Genomic DNA, 12915 nt, shown 5'->3' with positions numbered 1-12915 from the left:
CTCTGTAGGAGCGAGGCTTGCCCGCGAAGGCGGCGTGACAGGCAACATTGATATTGGATGTTATGACCTCTTCGCGGGCAAGCCTCGCTCCTACTGGGGCGCGCCTGGAACAGCAATAAACACAAAAAAAGACCGTGACGACATGTCAGAACCGACCTTACTGAACAAAGAAATTCGCGACTGGCTGATGGACTGCGGCCTGTTCGATCAACTGCTGCCGGCCGACTTCGTGGCGGCTTCAGGTTACTTCAGCATCAGCACCATCGCCGAAGGCGAAGAGATTTTCCGTGAGGGCGATGCCGGCAGTTTCATGTGCATCATCCACACCGGCCAGGTCGCGGTGCAGAAGACCAACAGCGAAGGGCAACGGGTGACCATGGCCACCTTGCGCAGCGGGCGGGCGTTCGGCGAAATGGCCGTGCTCGACGGCGAACGGCGCTCAGCCAGTTGCGTGGCCGCGAGCAACTGCCAGTTGCTCAACCTGGGCAAGGACTCCCTGGAAAAGATGCTCAACGACGCCCCGAAAATCGCCGCCAAGATCATCCGCGCCCTCGCCGTCTCCCTCTCCAAACGCTTGCGCATGGCCGACGGGCAATTGCTCTCGCAGCAGATTTAGACGCTACCCGCCCGGCGTTTTGATTTTCGTCGTGTTCGGCTCAAGGCCTGGCAAGGTCTGGTCCTTGGGCGGGTTGGGCATTTCGATCGGCGGCAACAACGGTGGCCCACCGTTACCGGTCTTGGGCACAGTGGTCGGGGTAATCTGCGGGTACGGCGTCGGCGTGGCAGTGCCGGGCGAACCGGGTATCGGCGTGGGGCCGGTGGGGATGGTTTGCTGCTCCTGGGCCTGCACTGCAGTTATCGAGAGCGCGGCCAGGGCAATGGCCGTTAGAATGGTGCGCTTCATCAATGGCTCCGTTGGCCTTGTGGTCTTTTGCAGGCTACTCCCAACCGCGTTCGTTTGCCTTCTTCCGTCTGTCCATTTCTCCCCAAGAGAGCCCCATGAAACGTTTCGTTCTGCTCGACACCACCCCCATTCCTGAAAACGGCGGTGCCCTGTGCCTGTTCGAATACGGCGAGGACTTCGTCATCAAGATCCAGGGCGGCGACGGCGGGCAGTTGATGAACACCCGCATGCACGGCTCCGAAGATGCCCTGGCGGAAATCCCTTGCCGTAAGGTCGCCGGCCGGCCGAATTCGCGGGTATTGATCGGTGGCCTGGGCATGGGTTTCACCCTCGCCTCGGCGCTCAAGCATTTGGGCAAGACGGCTGAAGTGGTGGTCGCCGAATTGGTGCCCGGCGTGGTGGAGTGGAACCGTGGGCCGTTGGGCGAAAAAGCCGGCAACCCGCTGCTCGACTCGCGTACGGTGATCCGCATGGAAGACGTGGCCAAGGTGCTGCAAGCCGAGCCACAGGGTTTCGACGCAATCATGCTCGACGTCGACAACGGCCCCGAAGGCCTGACCCAGAAGGCCAACAGCTGGCTCTACTCCGCCGGTGGCCTGAGCGCCTGCGCCAAGGCCCTGCGGCCAAAAGGCGTGTTGGCGGTGTGGTCGGCCAGTGCTGACCGGCAGTTCTCCGACAAGCTGAAGAAGGCCGGTTTCAAGGCCGAGGAAGTTCAAGTCTTCGCCCACGGCAACAAAGGCACCCGCCACACCATCTGGATTGCCGAGAAGCTCAAGGGCTAGGCTAAACTTCAGCACATAACCGTCATTAGTCTTTTACAAAGGTGGACCCATGAGTTCGTCAACGCCTCCAACCAACACCTCAAAGTTAGACCGCATCCTCGCCGACAACCAGCGCGACAAGGAAATGGGTTACCGCGACAAGGCCCTGAAGATGTACCCGCACGTGTGCGGCCGCTGCGCCCGTGAGTTCTCCGGCAAACGCTTGAGCGAGCTGACCGTGCACCACCGCGACCACAACCACGACAACAACCCGCAGGACGGTTCGAACTGGGAGCTGTTGTGCCTGTATTGCCATGACAACGAGCATTCGCGTTACACCGATCAGCAGTATTTCGACGAAGGCTCGCTGAGTACGCCGAAGATCGCCAAGGCGACGCATAACCCGTTTGCGGCGTTGGCCGGACTGATGAAGAAAGAAGACTGAAGATCTTCGCCAGCCATGCTGGCCTCTTCGCGGGCAAGCCTCGCTCCTACAGGATTACGCGACTACCGCGTATGACATTGATCCGTAGGAGCGAGCGGTGCGGCGATCCGACTTGCCCGCGAAGGCTATATCCCTGACACCACCAATCTCCAAACTGAACACCCCTCCCCCAATCCCCGTATAATCGCGCTTTTTTCCCGAAGGCACCCCGCTCGTGGCAGACAAACGGTATAGCTGCATTGGTTTGTATAACCCCAAATCACCGGAGAACGTCGGTTCGGTGATGCGCGCCGCCGGTTGCTATGGCGTGGCGTCGGTGTTTTACACCGGCAAGCGCTATGAGCGCGCCGCCGATTTCGTCACCGACACCAAGAAAGTCCACTATGACATTCCGCTGATCGGCATCGACGACCTGAAGAAAATCCTGCCGCTGGGCTGCGTACCGGTCGCCGTGGAACTGGTCGACGGCGCCCGCTCGCTGCCGGAATACACGCACCCGGATCGCGCCCTCTACATCTTCGGTCCCGAAGACGGCTCGCTGGATAAAGAGATCCGCGACTGGTGCGAAGACGTGGTCTATATCCCGACCACCGGCTGCATGAACCTGGCGGCCACGGTCAACGTGGTGCTGTATGACCGCATGGCCAAGGGCAACAACACCCGATCGGGCCCGAAATTCCGCTGATTCACCGCACATCCGATGGAACGAGCCGCCCGCCTCGGCAGTCAGCTTAATTATCCATTCTTGAAGCCTGGAGACAGATCATGAGCGACCTCAAACGCGTAGAGCGCATCGAATCCACCCCGTTCCAGACTCAGCCCGGGCAGAACGTCCAGGGTTGGGAGCGCATCGGTTCCCTGGCCGGTGGCGTGGTGATGGTCGGCAAGGGCCTGAGGCGCGGTGGCGTGTTCGGGTTGATTCAAGTGGCGATTGGCGGCGTGGCGCTGGCGCGGGGTATTACCGGGCACAGTTCGGCGAAAAGCTTTCTGGAGAAGAGCCGTCAGGACATGGTTAACGCTCGGGCCAGGATTGAGCGTGCCGGGGCGGAGTTGAGTCGGTTGAAGGCCAATGCTGAGGCGGCGACCAAAACCGCCACCGTGACCGGGAATGATTCTTTGAAGTCGCCGAAAGCCGGGGTTTGATCCGGAATTTGCGGTGAGGCTCAGGGCCTCTTCGCGGGCAAGCCTCGCTCCTACGGACAATAACGCGATCGCCACAACCTGTAGGAGCGAGGCTTGCCCGCGAAGGCGGTGTTACTGAAGCAACCCGCTATCAAGCACCTTGGAAGACTCGCCAATAACGCTCTCACTGAGCTGAACGAATTCCTTGGTATCGACACTCTCCAAACGCATCGCCCCACGCAATACATCATCCAGCGAACGCTTGTTGCGGGTCTTCAGGCGAATCTCGCGATCCAGTTCCTGTAGCAACACCACCGCTTTGGCCACCTGCGCCGGGTTGATCTGCTCCCCGCGCAAGGTCGTGACCTTCTGGCTGGCCTTGGCCAACTTGCTCTGCAGGCCCTCATACCGCTCATCACTCATGCCGCCCGCTCGGCGCACCAGTTCGATGGCGTAATACTCGGCAAACCCTTCGCTGATCCAATCGCTGCGCTGGCTGTCGTTGATCCGCCCGAACACCTGAGCCAATTCACGCATCAAGGCACTGGTGCCGCTTTCGCTGACCAGCGGCAGGCGGCTATTGAGGTAGATCGACTCCCGCGCGGCGAGGCTGCCACGCCACATCGGGTCATTGGCGCCGACGATCAGCAGTTTGCTGGGGTGACGCGGAAAAACTTCCTGCACTTGCGGCCAGACAAAGGTCAGCAGCGTCAGCACATCCATGCGGCGCATCCCCTGGCCTTGGGGCGAGGCCACGGTGACTTCGGTTTCCCCCAGCCGCGTGCGACGGCTGCCGAGGTTACCGGCGAGCATCCAACCGGTAGGACGGTCGAATAGGCGCGAGACGTTATCGATGCGGAACTTGTTTTTGCCAATCCGCGGCCAGGCGGTTTCGACGCTTTTCCAACCCGTGGGCAATTCGAATTCCAGGCGTGACACCAGCTCGATACCGTCCTGCTGATCGAGTTTGGCCGCGGGCACCAGGTCATCGCCACGCATCAGCGCCCACGTTGGTGTCATGCGCGTGTCGAAGCTGCCGCTCTTGCGCCCATGGCTGATGCGCACGCGGTAGGTCAGGCTGGCCTTGTCGGCGGCCGGGCGCCAGACACCACGGGCCTGCGTGCCCGGTGTGAGCTGCCATTGGCCATCGGCCTTGAAATCGCTGTAGTGACTGCCATCACCCAAATCGAAATCCAGACTGCGCACTGCCGAGCCTTGGGCCAGGGTCAGGCGCATTTCGACCTGATCGCTTTGCGGCAACAGGCGCACGTGATAATCCAGATCGACTTTCTTCGCCGCCCACACGGGCGAACTCAAGGCCAGCAGACCGACAGCCAACGCCCGCAGCACTCCCACCGCCATACACACTCCTATTGTGGCGAGCGAGCTTGCTCGCGCCGGGCTGCGTAGCGGCCCAAAATTCTCGTGATCACCGCCGATTTTGTGAGTGCTGTGCACTGGAGCGCCAGCCCGGTCAAGCGGGAGCAAGCTCCCTCGCCACAAATTAACCCGCGCGAAAAATCAGATGATCTTCCCAATCGTCTTCGGCCACGCTGCCTTCGGCGAGCATGCGCCCGGACTGAGAAATACGTTCGTGATGCACCGCATCACGATCACCGCACACCAGGTGATGCCAGAGCGGCAGGTCCTTGCCTTCGCTGACCAGTCGATAACCGCAGGTTGGCGGCAACCATTTGAACTCGTCGGCCTTGCCCGGCGTGAGCTGGATGCAGTCGGGCACAAAGTCGCGGCGGTTGGGGTAATCGGTGCACTGACAGGTTTTGAGGTCCAGCAGTTTGCAGGCGATGCGCGTGTAGTAGACGGCGTTGTCGTCTTCGTCCTCGAGCTTTTGCAGGCAGCACAGGCCACAACCGTCGCACAGCGATTCCCATTCCTCTTGATCCAGTTGATCGAGGGTTTTGCGTATCCAGAACGGTTCGACTTTGGCGGCCATGGCTCAAGCATCAACATCAGGTGGTGAAAAGGCCGCCAGTCTAGTGCCAAGGCAGCGGCGGGCCAAGCATTGGCGACTGCCGGTATGACGGCACTTGTCAGTTTCTGCTCCACCCAGTAGCTTTGCCAGTCGCAAGGAGCCCTGCCCAAGTGCCATTAACGCTCAACCGCGTTGCATTCAGGTGAACTGCCGGCTCAAGAAATCCTGGCGCTCAGCTCAACTGTACCCGCCGGTTTTTTTACGACGACCCCCACTTTCAAACGTAAAGGAATCTCTTGATGAGTGCTAATCCACGCGTTGCCGATTACGCCATTCACCCTCAGTTCACCGATCGCTGGTCGCCCCGCGCCTTCACCGGCGAAACCATTCCCGAAGAGACCCTGCTGAGCTTCTTCGAAGCCGCCCGCTGGGCGCCATCGGCGTACAACTCGCAGCCTTGGCGGTTTCTCTATGCGCGTCGCGACACGCCGAACTGGGAGCGTTACCTGGGCCTGCTGAACGAGTTCAACCGCAGCTGGGCGCAGCACGCCTCGGCACTGGTGATCGTGATTTCGAAAACCACCTTCGTGGCACCTGGCGCCAGCGAAGAAACCCCGGCGCTGTGGCACACCTTCGACACCGGTTCCGCCTGGGGCCACCTGGCGTTGCAAGCGAGCATCAGCGGCTGGCACACCCACGGCATGGCCGGTTTCGATCAGGAGCTGACCCGCAAGGAACTGAACATTCCCGAGGGCTATGCGCTGCACGCCGCCGTGGCGATCGGCAAGCTGGGCGACAAGGCGACGTTGGCCGAGTACCTGCAAGCGCGCGAAGAGCCAAGCCCGCGTCGTCCGCTGAGCGAGTTGGCGGCCGAGGGTGATTTCACCCTCTAAGCCAAAATGAAGACCTAATGTGGGAGCGGGCTTGCTCGCGAAAGCGGTTCGTCAGTCACCTTGTATAATGACTGACACTGCGCCTTCGCGAGCAAGCCCGCTCCCATTTTGATTAGGGGGTGGATTCAATACCCGCGCGCGAAATCCACTTCCCCACGCAACGCTTCGCCCACCTGATACGCCCGCAGGTTCTCGATAAACAGTTTCACCATCGCCGGTGGAGAGGTCGGTGCCGAACTGTGGCCGGTCAGCAGCAGCCCCCACGCGGTCCAGAATGGATGGCGTTGCGGCAGCGGCTCCTGACGGCAGACGTCGATCACAGCCCCCGCCAGATACCCTTCCTTCAAAGCTTCCACCAGGTCTGCATCGACCACCGCAACGCCGCGCCCGACGTTGATGAACAACCCCGTCGCCTTGAACTGCTTGAACAGCGCGGCGTCATACAGGTCGTGCGTACTCGGGGTGTTCGGCAACAGATTGATCACGTAATCCACCTCACCGACCAGTCGCGGCAAATCGCTCAGCGCACCGACTTCGACAAAGGGCGCCTGCTCCCGGGCGGTGCTGGCGATACCGTATAACTCGACGCCAAACGGCAGCAGAAACTGCGCCACTGTCTGACCGATGTCACCGGTACCGACGATCAACACCTTGCGTCCAGCCAGGCTTTGACCCTGGCGATTGTCCCATTTACGCTCGACCTGGCTGACCAGCCGCGCCAGCACTTCGCGTTCGTGACCGAGCATGTAAGTCAGCACGTATTCAGCCATGACCTGACCGAAAATCCCCACCGCGCGAGTCAGCCGATAGTGCCGTGGCAAGCCATCGGCCAGCAGAGGCGTGATGCCGGCCCAGGTCGATTGCAGCCATGCAGGCAAGTGGCCCTGACGCAACAGCGTCGCCAGCAGGTCCGGCTGGCCGAGCCAGACCTGGCAGTCGGCGGCTTGACGGGCCAGTTCGGCGGAGTCGCCGCTGGTCAGTACTTCCAGGTCAGGCGCTGCCTGACGCAACAATTGGGCATACACAGGGTGGTCGTGTTCAGCAATCAGAACGCGCATGTTTCAAACCTTTCAAAAACAGTGCAGACGGCCGCCGACGGAGGATCACTCCATCGTCACGGCTATCGCCAAAATCATTCCAGTGTTTCATAAAGGCTCTGAGTAGAGCCTGTCTGGCGATTACATCGGGTCGTTGCGGCGCAGCAATTCTTCCGGCAAGTGTTCGATGTATTCGTCTTCGGCCGGAGGCATTTGCAGGTGGTAGCCCTGCTTGTCGAGGTTTTCCAGTACGACAGTAATTTCTTCGCGCGACAGCTTGCGCTCGGGGGTCAACACCATGTCGAAAGCGTGGATGGCTTTGCCGAAAGCCGCCATCAGGGGTTCAGGCACGCGCTCCAGTGCATCACTTTTAAGCACATAGAGGTACATCCCGTTTTTCTTCGAGCTTCGGTAAATCGAGCAAATACGCTTCAAGGCTGTTCTCCGGCGGTGGCCAGGCTGTCGAGCAATGCCTGGCCCATCAATTCGCGGCGCCAGCCACGCAGTGAATCGGGCAATTGATAAGGACCATTGGGGAAGCCGCTCTTGAGCAGCGCTTCCAGGGTTTTCTTGCGCAGCATCAGCTCTGGCGCGATGTTCAGGCGTTCGGCTTCGGCCTGGCCGATGGCACGCAGCTGTTTGACCAGCGCGGCGGCTTCCATCGGCAATGGCTCCGGTACCGCGGGCGGCCATTGATCAGGCGACACACTGCCAGAGCGCTTGATCAGTTCAAGCAGAAATTCACCGTCCTGACGCACGGTGCGCGGGTGCATGTCTTCGATTTTCGCCAATGCGCCGAGGTTGTCCGGCTGGGTGCGCGCCAGCGGCCACAGGGAATGCTCACGGACGATGCGGTTGCGTGGCAGATCGCGGGCACGGGCTTCACGCTCGCGCCAGGCGCAGAGTTCGCGCAACACGGCGAGTTGGGCACGGGACAACTTCCAGGCCAGCTTGGCGTCGCGATAGACCTCGTACGGGTCGACCTCGCGCCGCAGATTGGCGACCAGTTCGGCACCGTCTTCCAGGACCCAGGTGTATTTTTCGTCAGAAAGCTTGGGACGCAGCTGTACGAAAACCTCCGCCAGATGCACGGCATCTTCGGCGGCGTAGCTGATTTGAGTGTCGGACAGTGGACGTTGCAGCCAATCGGACCGGGTCTCGCCCTTGGGCAAGTCGATGCCGAGCACTTCCTGCACCAGCCGCGAGTAGCCCATGGAAAAACCCAGGTTCAAGTAAGCGGCAGCCAGTTGGGTGTCGAACAGCGGTGCCGGCAGGCTGCCGGTCAGACGCAGCAAGACTTCGAGGTCTTCGCTGCACGCATGCACGACCTTGACCACCGCCGGATTTTCCAGCAATGCGGCCAAGGGCTGCCAGTTGTCGATGGTCAGTGGGTCAATCAGGTAAGCGCGTACGCCATCGCCGACCTGCAGCAGGCCTGCGATCGGGTAAAAGGTGTCGACCCGCATGAATTCGGTGTCGAGGGCAACGAATGGCAGCTGCTGCCACTCGGTGCAAAACTGACCGAGGCTATCGTTGTCGCGAATCCAGTGAATATCGATGGCCACACGGCTCTCCCTTGAAGAATGGCGCGCAGTATATATCGCCCCCAGCGATTTCCGCGCATCCACTGAACAAGAGCTTTAGCGAAAATACCTGCCGGACAGCAAGAATTGTCTGACGGGAGGAGACTAGCTGTCCTTACGCAACACGTAGACCCGCATCTGCGCGCAACCCGGCACCAAGTCCTGATGACTGAGCAAGCAGAAACCCGCTTGCCTGAACTCGGCCTCAAGCTCGGCCTTACTGGTCTGTGGCTGGGCCTGTGCCCCCTCCACGTCCGATCGCCCGAACTTGAAACGCCCATCAACCCGCACCGCCACAATCACCGTATCGCGACTGACCCGATGGAACTCGCCCAACATGGCCAACCGATGCTCGGAACAGTCGATGCGCTGAAACAGTTGCAGGCAAAAAATGCAGTCAACCGCATTCGCCGACAAGCCGATGGTGAAGGCTGAACTCTGAAAGGTCTTGATCCGTTTCAGCAGGCTCTGCGGATGGTGGGTACGAGCATGATCGAGCATGTCCTGAGACGGGTCGGCCGCGAGGATCACCCGGTTCGCATGCTCGGCCAGCACCGGCCAGAAACGCCCCGCACCGCAGGCCACATCAAGAATCAATCCCGGCTCGCCGGCGACCTGCAGCGCATTGCGCACCAATCGTTCTTCGCGCCAGAACGTCAAACGCTCCGCCAGGCCACGCGGTCGCGGCTGATGACAGACGCGGGCGTGTTCCTGATCGTAGCGCCGGGCGAACTCAAGTTCGAAGGCGGATGGGGGCTGCGCGGACATGTGTAATGGCTCTTGTTGGATGTTCCAGGCGCCGCAGATTAGCGGTCGTTACGTGAAAAAAAGGTCGTATCACTCATTTTTTGGCCAGCACACCGTCGATCATTGCGCCGCGGCATCCGGCGAACATATCCAGATCCGGGTTGTAGGTCTTGCTGTTGACCTCCAGCAGACCGAGCATCGAATGGAACAGGTTGTCCTGGCTCAAGGGCTTTTCACGACTCAGTTGCAGGCAATGGGTGTCCACCGAGAACGACTTTTGATAGCTGTCGGAGAACCACGCCATCATCGCTACATGCTTCTGTTGTTCCGGTGCGAGCATGTAAGGCGTGCCATGCAGGAACAGGTTGTATTCGCCCAGCGACTCACCGTGGTCCGACAGATACAGCATCGCTGTATCGACTTTGCTCTGGTTGCTGCGCAACAGATCGATCAGCGTCGACAGCACGTGGTCGGTATACACCAGCGTATTGTCGTAGCCATTAACGATGCTTTCGCGGCTGCAATTGTTCAGGGCATTGCTTTCACACACGGGTGTGAAGTGTTCGTATTCTTTCGGATAACGCTTGAAGTATTCCGGACCGTGACTGCCCATTTGGTGCAGCACCAGCACCGTGTCTTTATCCAGCGTGTCGATGAAGTGCTGCATACCTTGCAGGAGAATTTCATCGCGGCACTCGCTGTTGGCGCACAGTACCGGGTCTTTCAGGTTACTCACGTCGTCGACAGTGACCCGATCGCAGGTGCCTTTGCAGCCCGACTGGTTATCGCGCCAGATCACCTCGAGACCGGCACGCTTGAGCACGTCCAGCAGGCCTTCCTGGTTCTTCGCCTTGCTGGCGTCGTAATCCTTGCGGCCCATGTTGGAGAACATGCAGGGCACCGACACCGCCGTTTCCGTGCCGCACGAATGCACATCGGTGAAGGCAATCAGGCCGGATTCCTTACTCAGTTTCGGCGTGGTGTCGCGGTCATAACCCAGGATGCCGAAGTTCTCGGCCCGGGCACTTTCGCCCACTACCAGTACCGTCAGGGATTTACGGTCGTGGGCCTGCCAGGCCGGTTTTTTCTGGGCATCTTCACCCAGTTTGGCGAAAGGTTGCCGTGCAGACACCACTTGCTCACGCAGATAACCGAACGAGGCACCGATGTAGTTGCTCGGCACCACCATCAGGCGCAATTCATGGTGATTGCGAAACAACGACGACAAGCCTTGATAGTTGACCAATGCGACACCGCCGATCACCGCAACCGAGGCGACGCTCACCAGCACTTTACTTAATAACTCACGGTGCCAGCGACGGTAGTTAACCGGGATTTTCCACAACAACCACGACGGCAAGACGCCGAGCAGCACGATATAAACAAATAGTTTTGGCGAGAGTAAATCACGTACTTCCGTCGCGTTGGTTTCGGCGAAGTTGCGCAACATACCGGCGTCGATCAGCACGCCATATTGGCTCATGAAATACGCCACACCGGCACTGATCAGAAAGATCAGCGTCAACAGCGGTTTCATCACGGGCCGGAATGCCAGCAAGGTCAGCACAATGTTGAAGGCCGTCAGAATCATCACCCCGAACGCGACACGCATGACGATGCCTTGACCGTCTGCAGCGGTGATATCGAAGAGGTGTTGCCAGAGAACTAAATTGAACCCTGCCAATAGAAAAGCACTGGAAACCAACGTCACCCATTCGGGGCGCACGGCTTTGAACTTCAACATGTGATCGGCTGTTCCTGAAAAGAAGTGCCCGCGGCAAATGTGAAAATTTCATTGACCGAGAGGCCAAACATCTTAAGCAGCCAACCATCAATATTTCGTGAAAAAGAAGCCAACGAATAGTTGGCTCATGGCATTTGGCCAGAACTTGCAACAGTGGAGATCCGCTTCAGGCCTGATGCAGATACCAGCGCCAGTCCTGCTCACCGACTTCGCCCATGAATTGCCGGTATTCGGCTCTTTTAACCGCCAGATAGACGCCAAGAAACTCATTGCCGAAGGCTTCCCGGGCCCAATTCGAACCTTCCAGCGCTCGCAATGTGGTCAACCAGTCGGTCGGCAACAATTGCGTGGCCTGGGCATAACCGTTGCCCTCCACCGGCGCACCGGGGTCAAGTTGCTCGCGGATGCCGCGATGAATACCTGCCAGGATCGCTGCGGCCGCAAGGTATGGGTTGGCGTCGGCACCACAGATGCGGTGCTCGATATGCCGGGAAAATGCCGGCCCGCCGGGCACTCGCAAACTCACGGTGCGGTTGTCCACGCCCCAGGTAGCCGCCAGAGGGGCGTAGCTGTTGGTCTGGAAACGGCGGTACGAGTTGGCGTTCGGACAGAACAACAGCAACGCATCGAGCAATGTGGTGAGCATTCCGCCGACCGCGTGTTTGAGCAACGGCGTGCCGTCCGGGGCTTCGCTGGCGAACAGGTTATTGCCGTCCTTGTCCGCCAGGCTGACATGCATGTGCATGCCGGTGCCAGCCAAGTCATCGAACGGCTTGGCCATGAAACATGCCGTCATACCGTGCTTGTGCGCCACGCCCTTGACCAGCCGCTTGTAGCGCACGGCTTCGTCCATCGCCTGCAAAGCGTCGGTGCGGTGTTCGAGGGTGATTTCCACCTGCCCCGGCGCGTATTCGGAAATCGCCGTGCGTGCCGGAATGCCCTGGAGCTTGCAGGCGCTGTAGAGGTCGGCCAGAAATGGTTCGATTTGTTCCAGTTCACGCAAGCCGTAGACCTGAGTCCCGCGTGGCCGCCCGCCATCGACATCCCGTGCCGGCTGCGGCCGACCGTTGCCGTCGCGCTGCTGATCCAGCAGATAGAACTCCAGCTCCGCCGCCATCACCGGGTAATAACCGTCGGCCTGCAAGCCTTCGATAACCTTGGCCAGCAGATGCCGTGGGTCGGCGATGGTCGCGGGCATGCCCTCTTGCGGATGCATGCTGACCTGCACCGCCGCCGTGGGAATCAGTCGCCACGGCATGCGCTGCAAACTGCCGCTGACGGGATAAGCACGGCAATCGATATCACCGACGTCCCAGACCAGACCGGAGTTTTCCACGTCATCGCCATTGATGGTCAGGCCCAGGATGGTACTCGGCAGCGGTCGACCGCTTTCGTACACCGCCAGCAATTCATCGCGATGCAGCAATTTGCCTCGTGGCACACCGTTGTTGTCGAGGATGAACAGCTCGAACATCTCGATATCCGGGTTCTGCTCAAGAAAGGTCAGGGCTTGCTCTTTGGTAGCGAAGGATGTCTTGGCACAGCTCATGGGAATTCTCGTCTATCCGCGTCAGGCAAACGCACAGGCGCCGCCGGTTTGATCCCGGCGCATGGCGCGGGACCTGTCAGAACAATCAACGGGAGATGCAAGAATCCGGTGGGCGCGCGTGACGGCAGTGCCACAAGGCCCAGAAGGCGAGTTCGGAAGGGAGTGCGACTGGACAACCGTCCATAGAGAAGACCGCA

The 12915-nt window shown here is 59.8% G+C and carries 15 protein-coding genes; 6 read left to right on the top strand and 9 right to left on the bottom strand.

Translation table 11 applies throughout. The features are described 5' to 3' along the window. The first annotated feature begins 142 nt into the window (after positions 1-142). Positions 143-616, top strand: a complete 474-nt coding sequence (locus AC30D7_RS12885; RefSeq protein ID WP_490134301.1) for a cyclic nucleotide-binding domain-containing protein — start codon at positions 143-145, stop codon at positions 614-616. Positions 617-619: 3 nt separating this feature from the next. Here AC30D7_RS12885 and AC30D7_RS12880 read toward each other — a convergent pair whose 3' ends face one another. Further along, on the bottom strand, positions 620-904 hold the full coding sequence (locus tag AC30D7_RS12880; protein ID WP_490134300.1) for a hypothetical protein: 285 nt from the start codon (positions 902-904) through the stop codon (positions 620-622). 95 nt (positions 905-999) lie between these two features. Here AC30D7_RS12880 and AC30D7_RS12875 point away from each other — a divergent pair, with 95 nt between their 5' ends. The 4 genes from AC30D7_RS12875 to AC30D7_RS12860 all read left to right on the top strand — a co-directional run bounded on the left by AC30D7_RS12875 (position 1000) and on the right by AC30D7_RS12860 (position 3253). Continuing rightward, positions 1000-1686: a spermidine synthase gene (locus AC30D7_RS12875; protein ID WP_019648003.1), complete on the top strand. Its 687-nt coding sequence runs from the start codon at positions 1000-1002 to the stop codon at positions 1684-1686. Positions 1687-1735: 49 nt separating this feature from the next. Continuing rightward, on the top strand, positions 1736-2110 hold the full coding sequence (locus AC30D7_RS12870; protein WP_007942195.1) for a YajD family HNH nuclease: 375 nt from the start codon (positions 1736-1738) through the stop codon (positions 2108-2110). Between the two features lie 214 nt (positions 2111-2324). Further along, positions 2325-2795 carry an RNA methyltransferase gene (locus tag AC30D7_RS12865; protein ID WP_007942196.1) on the top strand — a complete coding sequence of 157 codons (471 nt, stop codon included), beginning with the start codon at positions 2325-2327 and terminating at the stop codon, positions 2793-2795. Positions 2796-2875: 80 nt separating this feature from the next. Continuing rightward, positions 2876-3253 (top strand): YgaP family membrane protein, encoded by a 378-nt coding sequence (locus AC30D7_RS12860; RefSeq protein WP_490134299.1) that lies wholly within the window; start codon positions 2876-2878, stop codon positions 3251-3253. Positions 3254-3364: 111 nt separating this feature from the next. On the opposite strand, the gene AC30D7_RS12855 is transcribed toward AC30D7_RS12860, so the two are convergent. Beyond that, on the bottom strand, positions 3365-4594 hold the full coding sequence (locus tag AC30D7_RS12855) for a hypothetical protein (protein WP_490134298.1): 1230 nt from the start codon (positions 4592-4594) through the stop codon (positions 3365-3367). A 142-nt stretch (positions 4595-4736) separates the two neighbouring features. Continuing rightward, entirely contained in the window at positions 4737-5186 is a 450-nt protein-coding gene (locus tag AC30D7_RS12850; protein WP_007942199.1) for a YcgN family cysteine cluster protein, read from the bottom strand. Between the two features lie 278 nt (positions 5187-5464). Between AC30D7_RS12850 and AC30D7_RS12845 the strand changes: the two genes are divergently transcribed. Beyond that, positions 5465-6058: a nitroreductase family protein gene (locus AC30D7_RS12845; RefSeq protein ID WP_019648000.1), complete on the top strand. Its 594-nt coding sequence runs from the start codon at positions 5465-5467 to the stop codon at positions 6056-6058. A 125-nt stretch (positions 6059-6183) separates the two neighbouring features. On the opposite strand, the gene AC30D7_RS12840 is transcribed toward AC30D7_RS12845, so the two are convergent. The 6 genes from AC30D7_RS12840 to AC30D7_RS12815 form a co-directional block, all read right to left on the bottom strand. Further along, positions 6184-7116, bottom strand: coding sequence for a D-2-hydroxyacid dehydrogenase (locus AC30D7_RS12840; protein ID WP_490134297.1), 933 nt, complete (start codon positions 7114-7116; stop codon positions 6184-6186). 120 nt (positions 7117-7236) lie between these two features. Beyond that, entirely contained in the window at positions 7237-7530 is a 294-nt protein-coding gene (locus tag AC30D7_RS12835; RefSeq protein ID WP_490134296.1) for a YcgL domain-containing protein, read from the bottom strand. Further along, positions 7527-8660: a ribonuclease D gene (gene rnd, locus AC30D7_RS12830; protein ID WP_490134295.1), complete on the bottom strand. Its 1134-nt coding sequence runs from the start codon at positions 8658-8660 to the stop codon at positions 7527-7529. Before rnd ends, AC30D7_RS12835 begins: the two co-directional genes overlap by 4 nt. A 123-nt stretch (positions 8661-8783) precedes the next feature. Then, positions 8784-9446 carry a class I SAM-dependent methyltransferase gene (locus AC30D7_RS12825; RefSeq protein ID WP_490134294.1) on the bottom strand — a complete coding sequence of 221 codons (663 nt, stop codon included), beginning with the start codon at positions 9444-9446 and terminating at the stop codon, positions 8784-8786. Positions 9447-9519: 73 nt separating this feature from the next. Further along, a complete protein-coding gene (locus AC30D7_RS12820) occupies positions 9520-11169 on the bottom strand; it encodes a phosphoethanolamine transferase (RefSeq protein ID WP_490134293.1) in 1650 nt (549 codons plus the stop codon). A gap of 166 nt (positions 11170-11335) precedes the next feature. Beyond that, entirely contained in the window at positions 11336-12643 is a 1308-nt protein-coding gene (locus tag AC30D7_RS12815) for a glutamine synthetase family protein (RefSeq protein ID WP_490134316.1), read from the bottom strand. Positions 12644-12915: the final 272 nt, after the last annotated feature.

This window comes from Pseudomonas sp. DF5 (assembly GCF_058148225.1).
Note: the sequence above shows the minus strand (reverse complement) of the source record. Positions and strands in the feature narration are given on the sequence as shown.